General features: G+C 65.6%; 13 protein-coding genes. 6 read left to right on the top strand and 7 right to left on the bottom strand.

The window, feature by feature from the left end:
- Positions 1 to 33: 33 nt before the first annotated feature.
- Positions 34 to 993, bottom strand: coding sequence for a YVTN family beta-propeller repeat protein (locus DKT77_RS10590; protein ID WP_109811673.1), 960 nt, complete (start codon positions 991 to 993; stop codon positions 34 to 36).
- Between the two features lie 69 nt (positions 994 to 1,062).
- Positions 1,063 to 2,235: an ABC transporter substrate-binding protein gene (locus DKT77_RS10585; protein WP_109811672.1), complete on the bottom strand. Its 1,173-nt coding sequence runs from the start codon at positions 2,233 to 2,235 to the stop codon at positions 1,063 to 1,065.
- Positions 2,236 to 2,439: 204 nt separating this feature from the next.
- Between DKT77_RS10585 and DKT77_RS10580 the strand changes: the two genes are divergently transcribed.
- Positions 2,440 to 3,378, top strand: coding sequence for a substrate-binding periplasmic protein (locus DKT77_RS10580; RefSeq protein WP_109811671.1), 939 nt, complete (start codon positions 2,440 to 2,442; stop codon positions 3,376 to 3,378).
- Positions 3,379 to 3,385: 7 nt separating this feature from the next.
- On the opposite strand, the gene DKT77_RS10575 is transcribed toward DKT77_RS10580, so the two are convergent.
- A complete protein-coding gene (locus DKT77_RS10575) occupies positions 3,386 to 4,327 on the bottom strand; it encodes a LysR substrate-binding domain-containing protein (protein ID WP_274520075.1) in 942 nt (313 codons plus the stop codon).
- Positions 4,328 to 4,508: 181 nt separating this feature from the next.
- Between DKT77_RS10575 and DKT77_RS10570 the strand changes: the two genes are divergently transcribed.
- From DKT77_RS10570 to DKT77_RS10550, 5 genes are all read left to right on the top strand, one after another.
- The gene (locus DKT77_RS10570; RefSeq protein WP_238547803.1) at positions 4,509 to 4,961 is read left to right on the top strand and encodes a cupin domain-containing protein; all 453 of its coding nucleotides are present in this window, start codon (positions 4,509 to 4,511) and stop codon (positions 4,959 to 4,961) included.
- Between the two features lie 142 nt (positions 4,962 to 5,103).
- Complete coding sequence (adh, locus tag DKT77_RS10565) at positions 5,104 to 6,633, top strand: aldehyde dehydrogenase (protein WP_109811670.1); 1,530 nt, start codon at positions 5,104 to 5,106, stop codon at positions 6,631 to 6,633.
- Between the two features lie 193 nt (positions 6,634 to 6,826).
- Positions 6,827 to 7,831, top strand: a complete 1,005-nt coding sequence (locus DKT77_RS10560) for an amidoligase family protein (protein WP_109811669.1) — start codon at positions 6,827 to 6,829, stop codon at positions 7,829 to 7,831.
- Complete coding sequence (locus tag DKT77_RS10555) at positions 7,828 to 8,493, top strand: gamma-glutamyl-gamma-aminobutyrate hydrolase family protein (RefSeq protein WP_109811668.1); 666 nt, start codon at positions 7,828 to 7,830, stop codon at positions 8,491 to 8,493. Before DKT77_RS10560 ends, DKT77_RS10555 begins: the two co-directional genes overlap by 4 nt.
- Positions 8,490 to 9,005 carry a hypothetical protein gene (locus DKT77_RS10550; RefSeq protein ID WP_109811667.1) on the top strand — a complete coding sequence of 172 codons (516 nt, stop codon included), beginning with the start codon at positions 8,490 to 8,492 and terminating at the stop codon, positions 9,003 to 9,005. The genes DKT77_RS10555 and DKT77_RS10550 overlap by 4 nt, the downstream gene beginning before the upstream one ends.
- Before the next feature lie 3 nt (positions 9,006 to 9,008).
- Here DKT77_RS10550 and DKT77_RS10545 read toward each other — a convergent pair whose 3' ends face one another.
- The 4 genes from DKT77_RS10545 to DKT77_RS10530 are packed head-to-tail and all read right to left on the bottom strand — an operon-like array spanning position 9,009 to position 13,637.
- A complete protein-coding gene (locus DKT77_RS10545; protein ID WP_109811666.1) occupies positions 9,009 to 10,520 on the bottom strand; it encodes a malonate--CoA ligase in 1,512 nt (503 codons plus the stop codon).
- 11 nt (positions 10,521 to 10,531) lie between these two features.
- Positions 10,532 to 11,776 carry a malonyl-CoA decarboxylase domain-containing protein gene (locus DKT77_RS10540; protein WP_109811665.1) on the bottom strand — a complete coding sequence of 415 codons (1,245 nt, stop codon included), beginning with the start codon at positions 11,774 to 11,776 and terminating at the stop codon, positions 10,532 to 10,534.
- On the bottom strand, positions 11,773 to 13,089 hold the full coding sequence (locus DKT77_RS10535) for a TRAP transporter large permease (RefSeq protein WP_109811664.1): 1,317 nt from the start codon (positions 13,087 to 13,089) through the stop codon (positions 11,773 to 11,775). The genes DKT77_RS10540 and DKT77_RS10535 overlap by 4 nt, the downstream gene beginning before the upstream one ends.
- Positions 13,089 to 13,637, bottom strand: a complete 549-nt coding sequence (locus DKT77_RS10530; protein ID WP_109811663.1) for a TRAP transporter small permease — start codon at positions 13,635 to 13,637, stop codon at positions 13,089 to 13,091. Before DKT77_RS10530 ends, DKT77_RS10535 begins: the two co-directional genes overlap by 1 nt.
- Between the last annotated feature and the right edge of the window lie 42 nt (positions 13,638 to 13,679).

Below are 13,679 nucleotides of genomic sequence, written 5' to 3'. Positions count from 1 at the left end.
GGCATCAGCCGCGCTTCGGCCCCCGCGCGGCCGTCAAGGCCGCAGCGCTGCGCCCCAGGGGAACCGGCCGACCTTGATCGACTTGATTGCCTCGCGGGCCGCCACGTCGATCACGGTCACGTCGCCGGACACGCCGTTCGTTGTGAACAGCAGCGACTTGTCAGGTGAAAAGGCCATGTGCCAGACGCGACGCCCGACGAGAATGTAGTCCTCCACCTCGTAGGTTTCGGCGTTCACGACCGCGACATGGTTGGACGGCCCAAGCGCGACGAAGGCATGGGTGTCGCCTTCGGTGAACTCGAACCCGACGGGCTGTACCCTGTCGTCATGCACCCCCTGCACCTCGAAGCTGATCTTTGCTTTCTGTTTCTGTGTTGCGGTATCGAACACCGCCACCGTGCCACCGATTTCGGAACTGACCCACATCTCGGTCCCGCCCTTCGGAAACTCCGCATGGCGCGGGCGGCTGCCGACCAGCGAGTTGGCGAAGATCTTCTGTGTGTCCGTGTCGATCCAGTGCGCCATGTTCGTCGTTTCGGATGTGGTGATTGCGATCCTGCCGTCCGGGCTGACGGCCATGCCTTCTGGTTCGATGCCAACGCTGATCTGAGATACGACGGTGCGGGTCTCCACGTCCACGACCGTTGTGATCGCGTCGTCCTCGTTGGCGATGTAGAGGTGACGGTTGTCCGGGTGCAGCGCGAACTGTTCCGGGTCCTCGCCCGAGGGCAGGTCATGCAGGATGCGGCCGGTTTCCGGGTCCATCACCTGCACCGAGTCGCTGTCTGAGGCGCAGATGTAGACCACCGAATAGTCATGGCTGAAGATGATCCCGCGCGGGCGTTCGCCGGTAGGGATCGTGCGTGTCACTTCCAGCGTGTCGATGTCGATGACGCTGATTGTGTCGTCCTTCTCGTTGGTGACCCAGATCTCGGCGGCCTGCGCGCCGCTGAAGGCCAGCCCGAGCACGAGTGCCGTCATCGCCGTTTTCATGCGTCTCTCCTTTGCCACGCCGGTCGTTGCCCTGCGCACGGTTTCTGATTTGGGGAAGTGGTCGGTCTGTCAATCGCCGAAGGCGGTGCAATCGACTTCGGGCGCATCCAGACCCAGAGTATCAAGTTCGTTGACCTGGTGCAGGAAGCCTTCCACCGGGGCCAGCGCCACCAGCGCGCGGGGATGGACCACGGGGATCGGCTGGCGCAACTGCCCGTTCCAGCCCCGGTAGCTGAGCGGGCGGCCCTTGAAGCCGTCCAGCTCGAACTCGTCTGACAGGATGTAGGCGCGCAGGGCATCCGGGGCGGCGAAGCCGGTCCGCGTGACCGCCTCCCCGATACTGCGCAGCGCGGCCCAGGCGGCGTAATCCTCTGGCTGCATGTCGCGCCCGGAAGTGTCGCGGAAGCGTTCCTGAAGCTGCACCGCGCCCCATTGTTCCAGTGCGGGCGACCACGTCTGCGGCGTCATGCCGACGCTGCCCGCGACGGGCCGGGGACGCCAGGTGTTGTACAGGATATATTCGCCGAAATCGTCCAGTTCGTCGGCGACAAGCAGCACGTCGTAGTCGCCAAGATCTTGTGTGAACAGCGGCACCTCGGTTGATGCGGCGCGGCGCATGTCGGCATCGAAGGCCCAGATCTTGCGCTTGCCGATCTTAAGGCCGAACTTCCCCGCCGACCGGTCGAGCGCGTCCATGAAGGCGCTGTCCGCCTCGTGCGCGCCAGCGACTGCCACGATATCCGTCCAGCGCTTGGCCAGCAGCACCTGTATCAGCGCATCGGTGCGCATTGCGGTGCTGGCGACCGTGTGCAGCACGTTGGCACGGCATTCGGCGTCGCGCAGCACCGGGTCGGGAGCGGCGACATTGAACAACAGCGCGCCCTGCGCCTCGGGCAGGTCGGCGATGGCGAGCACGGTATCGGCCGGCGCGTCGAGCAGCAGAAGGCGGCTGCTCCCAAGCGCGGCCCGTGCAGCGCCCAGAACGTCTCCCCCTGGCGGGACCGAAACGACATCAAGCGTGTAGTCGTGTCCGAGAAACTGCCCCGTGGTTCGGGTGTCGGCCAGCCCGGCCTGCGCTCCGGCGATGCCGAGGTCGGCGGGGTCAGGGCGCAGGTTGGACAGCACCGGCGGCGCAGGCTGTTCGGCGCGCAGGTAGCCGATGGCGATCTCCGTCGCGGCGGCGGGAAGCGCGGTCGCCATGGCAATGGCGAGGGTACTGGCGGCAAGGTAGTGTTTGAGCATGGCTGTTCTCCCGCCGCAAGGATTGGCGATTTGACCGCACCGGGCCATCCGACCTTGGTCGCGGTGCGGTTTTGCGCCCCCGCTTGACGGCATCCGGCCGACATGCGCGGCAGGTGCAACCAAAGTCGCATGGTTTCGGTGCCCGGCCCCGGCTAGCCTTTGGGGCCGGACCGCTTTTCCGAACTACATCGCAAGGACGCCGCCATGCCGCAGCAGACCCGCCCAGCCATCCGCAGACCGCTGATCCGGGCCGCGCTGAGATGCGCCATTCTTGCGCTCGCGCTTGGCGCGGCGACCGGCGCGCAAGCCACAGACCCCTGTGCCGACTGGGTGCCGCAGGCCAAGCCGCAGAACGCCAGCCGTGACATCGTCGGTCAGGACATCGATCAGATCCTGGATCGCGGCTTCATGACCTTTGCGGTCTATGCCGACTACCCGCCCTATTCCTGGCGCGAGGATGGTGCGCTGCGCGGGGTCGACGTGGAGATCGCGCGCCTGATCGCGGAGGATATCGGCGTCGAGGCGCGCTTCACCGAGGTCGCGGCGGGTGAGAATCTTGAGGCGGACCTGCGGTTCAACATCTGGCAGGGTCCGCTGATCGGCGGCAAGGTCAGCAACGTGATGATGCGTGTGCCCTATGACAGCGCCTTCAAGTGCCGCGTCGATCAGGTGGAGTTCACCGGCCAGTACGCCGCCGAGACGATCGCGATCGCCTATTCCGAGGCCGCCTATCCCGACGAGAAGCCGGTTCCGGCCTATTTCCGTTTCGACACAGTCGCAGTTGAGAACGACTCGATTTCGGATTTCTACCTTTCGGGTTTCGCCGGCGGCCAGCTTGCGGCGGGTATCCGCCGGTATCCAGACATGGTCGCGGCGATGGATGCGCTGGCGCGCGGTGAGGTCATGGCCGCGATGGGTCCGCTGGGCCAGCTGGAACACGGGCTGCGTGACGGGATCGGGGTGCACACTCCCCCGCTGGCGGGCCTGGCCCGAAGCCGCTGGACCTTGGGCACTGCGCTGCATTTCCGTTATAAGCCATTGGGTTACATGGTCGATGATGCGGTCCGCTACGCACTGGAGGACGGCCGGATCGCGGCGATCTATGAAAGCTACGGGCTGACGCTTCTGGCGCCGGAGCGATAGAGGCCATTCAGGTCGTCCGTTCGGCCGCGCGGGCAAAGCGCGCGGGCCGTGCCGCGACGCCATCGCGCGCGGCCTCTTCATGGAGCCATGCCGCGAACTGCCGGATCATGGAATCGTCGCGTCGCGACTCCGGATAGGCGACGGAGTAGATCACGATGGGAAGGATGTCGGTGTCGAAAAGCCGCTCCAGCCGACCTGATTCAAGCGTTCCGCGCACCATGGTGTCATAGGCAAGAGCGACCCCCTGTCCGGCCTCCGCCGCAGTGGTGGACAATTCGCAATTGGGAAAGGTTGGTCCGCAGGGAAACGCGGGCGCCTCGACACCGGCGGCGCTGAACCATTCGCCCCAGGTGTCCATCGTCTCGTCGTGCATGAGCGTGACGCGTGCGAGATCGGCCGGTCTCTCAATCCCTTCGCGGCGGCGCATCTCCGGGCTGGCGACCGGGTAGCGGCCCGATTCCATCAGCGGTTCGGTAACGACGCTAGGCACGGGGTCATCGCACCACTGGATCACGACATCCGCATCGTTCGAAGCGAAATCGGTGCTGGGGGCACCCTCCGACACGCGTAGTTGCACACGGTTGCCGAATTCGAGGTGCCCAAGCCGCGGCACCAGCCAGCGCGCGGCGAAGCCCGGCGTGGACAGCACACGCAGCGGTCGGTGACCTGCTTTGCGGATCGCGCGAGTGGATTCGTCGAACGCGTCGAGCAGCGTCGTCAGCTTGCCGGAATAGGCCCGTCCGGTCAGGGTCAGCGCCAGCTTGTTGCCACGGCGTTCGAAAAGGGCAGTGTCCAGATACTCCTCGAGCGCACGGATCTGGTGGCTGACGGCCGATGGGCTGAGGCACATCTCTTCGGCGGCCTTTGTGACGTTCATGTGCCGCGCTGTCGCCTCGAAGGCCTTCACGGCCGCGAAAGGGGGTAGCTTGCGGGCCAAGCGGGTCTGCATCCTCCAAATTCAGGCGCGGCAAAGCGCACACCAGTCATGCTAGTACCGTCGCCGCGATACGCCAAACACGCTGTTGGCGGTCCGTGAATTCCGCTCAGCATTCCGTGAAAAATGCGCATTCGAGCTGCGGGCGCGGGGCGGCTAGGCTGGGTTCACACAGCAACCAGCAGGAGTGAAGCCAATGAATACTCATGAAAAACGGGCCACATACAGGAATGTCGGGCTTGGCGTCGCGGCAGGGCTATGCCTTGCGATCGCCGGTCAGGCCGTGCTTGCCAACCTGAGCGGGCCGACAGAGCACAAGGGGCTGCGGGTGGACATGCTGGAAGAGCTTTCCCCCGAGACAATGGAAGCCACCATCGGACTTTCGGGCTACACGATGCGGATGCGCGCGATCAGGATCGCGCCGGGCGGGCAGATCGCCCGCCACAGTCACGAGGACCGGCCAGGCATCGTCAGCGTGATCGACGGGGAATGGATCGAGGGAAGGCCGGAGGGCGAAAGGGCGTTCGACGCGGCGCAACTCGGCACGTTCCCCGAACGCGAGGACACCGTGCACTGGGTTTACAACAGGTCGGGCGGGCCAGCGACGGCGCTGGTCTGCGATATCGCGAAGGCGACGCCGGACGCCTGATCGTGTCCGTCCCGGCGTGTGCGCGGCGGCGCTTTGGACGCCGCTGTTGCTTCTCCGACTAAGGTCCGGGTGGGCGTGACGGGTCCGAAGGGACAGTCTGTTGCTCGAAGCGCGAGGACTTCACACACTCGAGGAGGACACCATGCCCAAAGACCAACTGGACGTTTCGGACGCCGCATCGGCCGGATGCCCGCTCAAGAGCCGCTATGACAACTTCATCGGGGGCCAGTTCAAGGCACCCAATGCCGGCCGCTACTTCGAGAACATTAGCCCGATCACGGGTGGCCCGATTGGCGAGATCGCGCGCTCCGACGCCTCCGACATCGAGGACGCGCTGGACGCCGCGCACAAGGCCCGCGAAGCCTGGGGCAAAACCAGCGTCACCGACCGTGCCAACGCGCTTATGAAGATCGCGCAGGTCATGGAAGACAACATCGACACGCTGGCGCTCGCAGAAACCTGGGACAACGGCAAGCCGATCCGCGAAACGACGCTGGCCGACATGGCGCTGGGGATCGACCACTTCCGCTATTTCGCATCGGTGATCCGTGCGCAGGAAGGCTCCATGGGCGAGCTGGACGACGACACCGTCGCCTATCACTTCCATGAACCGCTCGGCGTGGTCGGCCAGATCATCCCGTGGAACTTCCCGATGCTGATGGCGGTGTGGAAGCTGGCCCCGGCACTGGCGGCGGGCAACTGCGTCGTGATCAAGCCGGCCGAACAGACCCCGGCCACCATCATGATGTGGGCCGAGATGATCGGCGGCATCCTGCCTGACGGCGTGCTGAACATTGTCAACGGTTTCGGCCTTGAAGCGGGCAAGCCGCTGGCAAGCTCCAGCCGGATCGCCAAGATCGCCTTCACCGGCGAAACCACCACCGGTCGACTGATCGCGCAGTACGCGTCGGAATCGATCATCCCGGTCACGCTGGAACTGGGCGGCAAGTCGCCGAACATCTTCTTCTCGGACGTGATGCGCGAAGATGATGCCTTCTTCGACAAGTGCCTCGAAGGCTTCACCATGTTCGCTCTGAACCAGGGCGAGGTCTGCACCTGCCCGTCGCGGGCGCTGATCCAGGAAGACATCTACGACGCCTTCATGGAACGTGCGCTGGAGCGCGTGAACGCCATCGTGCAGGGCGACCCGCGCAAGATGGAGACGATGATCGGTGCGCAGGCCTCGTCCGAGCAGTACGAGAAGATCCTGTCCTACATCGACATCGGCCGCCAGGAAGGCGCAGAGGTTCTAGCCGGCGGCGAAGCCAACAGCTTCGACGGAGACATGGCGGGCGGCTACTACATCAAGCCGACCGTGCTGAAGGGCCACAACAAGATGCGCGTGTTCCAGGAGGAGATTTTCGGGCCGGTCGTGTCCGTGACCACCTTCAAGGACCAGGCGGAAGCGATGGAAATCGCCAATGACACGCTCTATGGCCTCGGCGCCGGGGTATGGTCGCGCGATGCCAACACCTGCTACCGCTTCGGCCGCGGCATCCAGGCCGGCCGGGTCTGGACCAACTGCTACCATCTGTATCCGGCGCATGCCGCCTTCGGTGGCTACAAGCAGTCGGGTATCGGCCGCGAAAACCACAAGATGATGCTGGACCACTACCAGCAGACCAAGAACATGCTGGTCAGCTACAGCCCGAACAAGCTGGGCTTCTTCTGATCGCCGAAATCCTGTGAGGGATGTCCGGACGGCTGCCCCCCAGCCGCCCGGATGGGCCGCACCCCGACGGGTGCGGCCCTTTTCGTTTCCGTCGCAGCTTGCGCGTAGGGGTTGCGGCTGGCGCGGGCTGATCTAGGCTGCGCGCAGGCCGGGCGGCGGTCCGCCGGGCACAGCAGGACCAAAGAGGGCGCGCATGGATTTTCTGACCGAGGTCGCGGCACCGCCGCAACCCGACAACGCGGAGGGCGCGCCGCGCCGTGTCGGGGTGGAAGTCGAATTCGCTGCCGTGACTGCGGCGGACGGCGCGGGCATCGTGCGCGAGGCCTTCGGCGGCACGGTCCGCGAAGAAGACGCCCACCGCTTCCATGTCGAGGGCACCGAGCTTGGCGACTTCACCTGCGAGTTGGACACGCAATACGCCCACCGCCCCTACGGCGCCGATGGGGGCGGCGGCGAAGGGGGCATGACCGGGTTCCGCGCCGAGATGCGCAAGCTGTTCGGAGACATCAGTTCGCTCGTGATGCCCTGCGAGATCGTCTGCCCGCCGATACCCTACACCGAGATCCCCCGCATCGACGCGCTGGTTCAGCGGCTGAACGCCGCCGGGGCGGTGGGCACGCGTGCCAGCCCGTTCTATGCCTTTGGCGCACAGCTCAACCCCGAGATCGCGGGCGCACGCGAGGATGACGGCGACGCGGACGGCATCACCGCCGTTCTGAAATCCTACCTGCTGCTGTCGGGCTGGTTACGCGGGGTGATGGGGCTGGACCTGACCCGACGGGCCGTCGCCTTCGCGGACCCGTTTCCGAAGCCCTATGTGGCTACGGTTCTGGCGGGCGACTATTGGCCCGATGTCGCCGGGCTGATTGACGACTACCTGACACATAATCCGACCCGCAACCGCGAACTGGATCTGCTGCCGCTCTTTGCGCATCTGGATGAGCCGCGCCTGCGCCGGGTGCTGGACGATCCGCGCATCAAGGCGCGGCCGACCTATCACTACCGTCTGCCCGACGCGAATATCGGCGCGTCGGACTGGAGCCTGTGCCTGGAATGGAACCGCTGGATCGTGGTCGAAAGGCTGGCCGCCGACCGCGCGCTGCTGGCGCGGATGGGGGCGGATTACTTGGCGCGGGCCGGTGACGGGCGGCTGCGCGACTGGCCGCTGGCCGCGAGTCACTGGCTGATCGTGCAATGAGCCGCAGCCGCCCTCGCATCGCGGTGACAACCTCGCGCCGCTCGTCTTGGCGGATTTTTCCGATGTTCGCGTTGAATGTCTGGCTGGCGGGCGGGCGTGCGGTGCGTTGGACAGCGGCGCGGCCCCGGCACCTTGATGACGTGGACGGGCTGGTGATCGGCGGCGGTGACGATATCTCGCCCGACATCTACGGCGGTGCGCTGGTCAGCAGTGCGCGGCTCGATCCGGCGCGCGACGCCATGGAACAGGAACTGGTCACCGGAGCCTGCGCGCGTGGCATGCCGGTGCTTGGCGTGTGCCGGGGTGCCCAGATGATCAACATCGCGCTTGGCGGAACGCTGCACCAGGACGCCTACGGGGTCTTTGCCACGTCGGACAAGCGCAAGACGATCCTTCCGCGCAAGACCGTCCGGGTGGAGCCGGGCACCGAACTGGCACGCATCGCCGGGCTGGAGCCTATGCGCGTCAACGCGCTGCACAGCCAGGCGGTCGATCGTCTCGGGCGCGGGCTTCGGGTCGCGGCGCGAGATCGCGGCGGCATGGTGCAAGCGGTGGAGCGCGAAGCCGGGCCTTTCATGGTGGGCGTGCAATGGCACCCGGAACATCTGATCTATGCCCATCGCCAGCGCGCACTGTTTCGCGCCCTCGTGGCGGCGGCATGAGACGCGCGGCGGCCGCGCTTGCGCTGGTCCTGGCCGTCGCCGGGCCGGCGGCGGCGCAACCGGCGGACCGCTATGTCGCTTTCATGGCCGGGTCGTGGCACGTGGGGAACGCCGATCTGAACAATGTCACGCCCGGCATCACCTTCGGCCGCCGCGCGCCGCTGGCAGGGGTCGCGGCGTTGCCTGATACGGAATGGCATGTCGAGGGCGGGGTCTTCCTGAACAGCTATCTCGAAGTGGCGCCTCTTTTGCTGGGCGGCGTGTCGGCCGAGGTCGCGGCCGGCCGGATAGGGCGGCTGCGGCTCGGCGCCAGCGTCGGCACGGCCTACTATCGCGAGTTGTCGCGCAGCCTGAAGTCCGACTACGGCATCCCCAACGCGAACGGTTTCATACCCATCGTGGCGGCCACGGCGGCGCTGCGCAAGGGCCACAGCGACCTGCGCCTGTCGGTCGTCCCGCCGGGCGAAGACACCGTCGCGATCTTCAACCTGTCACTGGCCCGCCGTTTCTGAACCTCAGCCGAACGCGCTCGCGTAATCGTCACGCAGCACATTTTTCTGCACCTTGCCCATCGTGTTTCGGGGCAGTTCGCCCCGAAGCTCGAACACCTTTGGCTGCTTGTAGCGCGCCAGCGTCTCGCTGCAGGCGGCGCGGATCGCCTCGAGGTCGGGCACCGCGCCGGGTTCGGGCACCAGAACGGCGACCACGCCTTCGCCGAAATCGGGATGCGCAACGCCGACCACCGCGCTTTCCAGAACGCCGGGCTGATCGTCCAGCAGCAGCTCGATTTCCTTGGGGTAGATATTGTAGCCGCCCGAGATGATCAGGTCCTTGTTGCGCCCGACGATATGCAGGTAGCCGTCAGCGTCGAACCGGCCCAGATCGCCGGTGATGAAGAACCCGTCGGCGCGCAGTTCGGCCGCTGTCTTGTCGGGCATCTGCCAGTAGCCCTTGAATACGTTCGGGCCGCGCACCTCGATCTGCCCGATCTCGCCCTGCGGCAGCGCGTCCCCAGTGGCGGGATCGGTGACCTTGACCTCCACTCCGGGCAGCGGGAAGCCGACGGTGCCGGCCCTCCGGTCGCCGTCATAGGGGTTGGAGGTGTTCATGTTGGTTTCCGTCATCCCGTAGCGTTCGAGGATGCGGTGCCCGGTGCGCGCCTCGAAACGTTCATGGGTTTCGGCCAGCAGCGGCGCGGAACCCGACACGAACAGCCGCATATGCGCGGTCAGATCGCCGGTGAAGCGGGTATCGTCCAGAAGGCGGGTGTAGAAGGTCGGCACGCCCATCATCGTCGTCGCGCGCGGCATCAGCGCGATCATCGCATCGATGTCGAAGCGCGGCAGGAACAGCATCGACGCTCCGGTCAGGGCAATGATATTGGTGGCGACGAACAGGCCGTGGGTGTGGAAGATCGGCAGCGCGTGCAACAGCACGTCATCGCCGGTGAACCGCCACAGATCGGCCAGCGTACGGGCATTCGACATAAGATTGCGTTGGGTCAGCATCGCGCCCTTCGACCGGCCGGTCGTGCCCGAGGTGTAGAGGAACGCGGCCAGGTCGTCTTCGTCACGGTCCACGGTGGAGAAGGTTTCCGGCTGGTGGCGCGCCCCTTCGCCAAGGCTGCCCCCGCCCGAGGTGTTCAGCGTTTCCAGCCGCGCGTTCGCGCCGTGGGCCACGGGTGTCAGCGCCCCGGCCTTGGGCGGCTCGCAGACGAACAGCTTGGCGCCGCTGTTCTCGACGAAATACGACACTTCGCCGGGCGTGTAAGCGGTGTTCAGCGGCAAGAAGACGATCCCGGCCTGCGCGCAAGCGGCATAGACGGCCAGAGCGTCGGGCGACTTGGCGACCTGCGCTGCCAGCCGGTCGCCGGGGGCGAGGCCCGCGCCTGTGATCAGGTTGGCGAACTGAGCGGTGCGGCGCAGGAAGGCGTCATAGCTGAGCGCGCTGCCATCGGCGAGGTGAAGAAACGGGTTCGGCCGCCCGGCGTGCTGGCCGAACAGGGTATCGAACAGGGGGTTTGCCATCTGGGGTCTTCCTATGCGTCGGTCTTTTTCGCGGCCTTGGCCAGCGCGCGCACATCGGCGCTGGCGGCGATGGTGGCCTGCTTGGCGTAGCGGTCGTGGTTCTCGGCCAGTTTGCGCAGATCGTACAGGTAGTTGACCATCGCGCCGCCGGACTGTGCCCGGCCCTTTTCCGACAGATCCGCATCGGCGTGAACCGCATGCAGGATCGCGCCATTCCCAAGGTGAAATCGCGCCACCGGATCACGCGGTTCCTCGCCGCGCTTGGCCTCCAGCAGGTAGCGGGCGGTCAACTGGCGCAGCGCGTCCGGCGCGGCGGGGTCGAGTGTCTGGCCGGTCTGTTTCGCCCATCCGGCCAGCCCGGGAACAGGAGACAGCGTCACGAAGGTCTTGAGCCCCGGCAGAGCGCGCGACAGGTCCTCAACCACCTGCTTGATCAGAAGGTGCCCGAAGGACACGCCCGCCAGCCCGGTCTGGCAGTTCGAGATGGAATAGAACACCGCCGTGTCGGCATCGGCGGCGCGTGTCTCGTCGCGGTCGTCGGCAAGCAAGCGGTCCACCGATCCGGGGATGCCCCGGGTCAGCGCGACTTCGACGAAGATCAGCGGTTCGTCCGGCATTGCGGGGTGGAAGAAAGCGAAGCAGCGCCGGTCGGCGGGTTTGAGCCTGGCCCGCAGCGCAGACCAGCTTCCGATCGCATGCACCGCTTCGTAAGCGATGATCTTCTCAAGCAGATGCGCCGGGGTTTCCCAGTTGATCGGCCGTAGCACGAGGAAGCCCCGGTTGAACCACGATGCGAAGAGGTGCCGGAAATCCAGGTCGAGCGGCGCGAGATGCGGCGCCTCCGGCAGGATTTTCAGCAGGTCGCTGCGCATCCCCACCAGCCGTGCGGTGCCGCCGGGCACCTGGTTCAGCCGACGGATCAGTTCCTGCCGCCGCGGTTCGGCGGCCTCGGCATAGGCGCGGTAGGTGGCCTTGCCGGGGTCGTTCTCATAGGCAGCCAGCGCTGCGCGCACCGCGTCCGCGTCGATGTCGAGATCGTGCATCACGAAATCGAAGAAGGCGCGCCGGGCCTCGGGGGAACTTGCGGCATAGGCTTGCAGCAGATCATGCGCCAGCGCCATGCCCGTAGCCTCTCCGCGGTTGCCCATCAGCGTGCGCGCGAGATCGTCCAGCCGGGCCCCCGGTTTTGGGGGCCTCTCCCAGATCCATTGCCGCCGTTCGAAGACGGAGGACAGAATGTCGGCAAACATATTCAAAACGCAGGCCCCATCACAAGGTCGGGCAGCCAGGTCGCCAGCCCGGGAAATACACACAGGATGATGATAGCAAGGACCATGCACGCGACGAAGGGCAGAGAACCTGTCAGGATCGTCCGCAGCGAGATATCCGGTGCGATTCCGTTGATAACATAGAGATTGAGCCCAACAGGCGGCGAAATCAGGCCGATTTCCATGTTGATGGTCAGGATCACGGCGAACCAGATCGGGTCGAAACCGGCCGTGGTGATGATCGGCAGCAGAATCGGCGCTGCCATCAGGATGACCGCCACGGGGGGCAGGAAGAAGCCCGCGACCAGAAGGAAAATGTTGATGGCGAACATGATCACCCAGCGGTTCGCCTCCAGCTCGCCGATCCAGGCTGCGATGCTCTGCGTGATGAAGAGCGACGAGAGCATGTACGAGAACACGCCCGCAGCCGCGATGATGAACAGGATCATGACGCTCTCGCGGGTGCTGTCGCGCAACACGACCCACAGCGCGCGGGGCGACCACAGGCTGTATATCACCATGGCGATCATCAGGCACAGCAGCGCGCCGACGGCGGCGGTTTCGGACGGCGTCGCGATCCCGCCGTACATGGCATAGAGAACACCGACGATGATGATGATGAAGGGGATCACGCGGGGCAGGATCTCCAGCCGCTCGCGCCAGCTGTAGCTTCGTGCCGACAGCACGGCGGTGTTGCCGGACTTCCACGTCGCATACAGCGACCATCCCATGAACAGCGCCACCAGCAGAAGGCCCGGAATCACACCGGCGAGAAACAGTCGCCCGATGGAGGTTTCAGTGGCGATGCCATAGACGATCATTGTGACCGAGGGTGGGATCAGGATGCCCAGCGTGCCACCCGCTGCGATGGATCCGGCGGCGATCCCGTCGGGGTAGCCGCGTTTGCGCATTTCGGGGATGCCCATCTTTCCGATGGCGGCGCAGGTCGCCGGGCTGGAGCCCGACATCGCCGAGAACAGGGCACAGGCCCCCAGGTTGGAGATGACCAGCCCGCCCGGAACGCGCGTCAGCCAGCGCTCCAGCGCCTCGTAAAGGTCGGCGCCCGCGCGGGTCGAAGCGATGGAAGCGCCCATGATGATGAACATTGGGATCGACAGCAGCGCGAAATTATCGAGCTTGCCGAACAGGATTTCCGGCATCAGTTCAAGCGACCGCATTCCGTCGAACACGATCAGGAAGCCGGCCGACACGATCAGCAGGCCGACCGCCACCGAAACGCCTGAGAACAGTACGAGAATGGTGGCAAGCGCGACCAGCCCCCCAAGTGTGAGCGGATCCATCAGTCGGCCTCCAGTCCGAAGGGTGTGTCGATGCGCAGCACAAGCGCCACGAAATCGGCCACCAATTGCAGCAGCAGCAGCCCGAGTCCGAGCGGCAGAGACAGGTAGGGGATCCAGAGTTTTGGCCCCCAGACGGTGTCAGACCGCCAGCCGCGTTCCCAGGCGAAGTGCCAGAACTCGTATCCGTAGAATAGCATGACCGCGATGATGGCGATCGACAGGCCCAGCGTCAGCATCGCCAGTGCGCGGCGCGCCGGCATCGGCAATAGCAGCGGTATCAGATCCACGTTCACATGCCCGCGCAGGCGTTGCACGTAGGACAGGCCGATCAGCGTGGCCGCGATCATCAGGTAGATCACTGCCTCGGTCTGCCAGATGGTCGATCCGTTCAGCACGAAGCGCACGAAAATCATCTGGCAGGTGATGCCCACTGCCGCGACGATCATCGCTGCCGCGCACCAGCCGGCAACGGTCGATACTGCAGCGACGGCACGCAGAAAAGGGTTACCGCCCGTCCGTGCGACGGTGGCGGAACTATGGGTCGCCATGGCGCGCCCTCTTTCTATCTGGTTCTAATTTCCGTTGAAGCG

Origin of the sequence: Meridianimarinicoccus roseus, from assembly GCF_003172915.1 — a bacterium.
Lineage (GTDB): Bacteria > Pseudomonadota > Alphaproteobacteria > Rhodobacterales > Rhodobacteraceae > Meridianimarinicoccus > Meridianimarinicoccus roseus.
The sequence above is the reverse complement of the archived record's forward strand: the minus strand, read 5'-3'. Positions and strand labels throughout refer to the sequence as shown.

Coding starts and splice junctions, on each gene's coding strand:
- DKT77_RS10590 (WP_109811673.1), bottom strand. CDS start 993: ATGAAAACGGCGATGACGGCACTCGTGCTCGGGCTGGCCTTCAGCGGC.
- DKT77_RS10585 (WP_109811672.1), bottom strand. CDS start 2,235: ATGCTCAAACACTACCTTGCCGCCAGTACCCTCGCCATTGCCATGGCG.
- DKT77_RS10580 (WP_109811671.1), top strand. CDS start 2,440: ATGCCGCAGCAGACCCGCCCAGCCATCCGCAGACCGCTGATCCGGGCC.
- DKT77_RS10575 (WP_274520075.1), bottom strand. CDS start 4,327: ATGCAGACCCGCTTGGCCCGCAAGCTACCCCCTTTCGCGGCCGTGAAG.
- DKT77_RS10570 (WP_238547803.1), top strand. CDS start 4,509: ATGAATACTCATGAAAAACGGGCCACATACAGGAATGTCGGGCTTGGC.
- adh (WP_109811670.1), top strand. CDS start 5,104: ATGCCCAAAGACCAACTGGACGTTTCGGACGCCGCATCGGCCGGATGC.
- DKT77_RS10560 (WP_109811669.1), top strand. CDS start 6,827: ATGGATTTTCTGACCGAGGTCGCGGCACCGCCGCAACCCGACAACGCG.
- DKT77_RS10555 (WP_109811668.1), top strand. CDS start 7,828: ATGAGCCGCAGCCGCCCTCGCATCGCGGTGACAACCTCGCGCCGCTCG.
- DKT77_RS10550 (WP_109811667.1), top strand. CDS start 8,490: ATGAGACGCGCGGCGGCCGCGCTTGCGCTGGTCCTGGCCGTCGCCGGG.
- DKT77_RS10545 (WP_109811666.1), bottom strand. CDS start 10,520: ATGGCAAACCCCCTGTTCGATACCCTGTTCGGCCAGCACGCCGGGCGG.
- DKT77_RS10535 (WP_109811664.1), bottom strand. CDS start 13,089: ATGGATCCGCTCACACTTGGGGGGCTGGTCGCGCTTGCCACCATTCTC.
- DKT77_RS10530 (WP_109811663.1), bottom strand. CDS start 13,637: ATGGCGACCCATAGTTCCGCCACCGTCGCACGGACGGGCGGTAACCCT.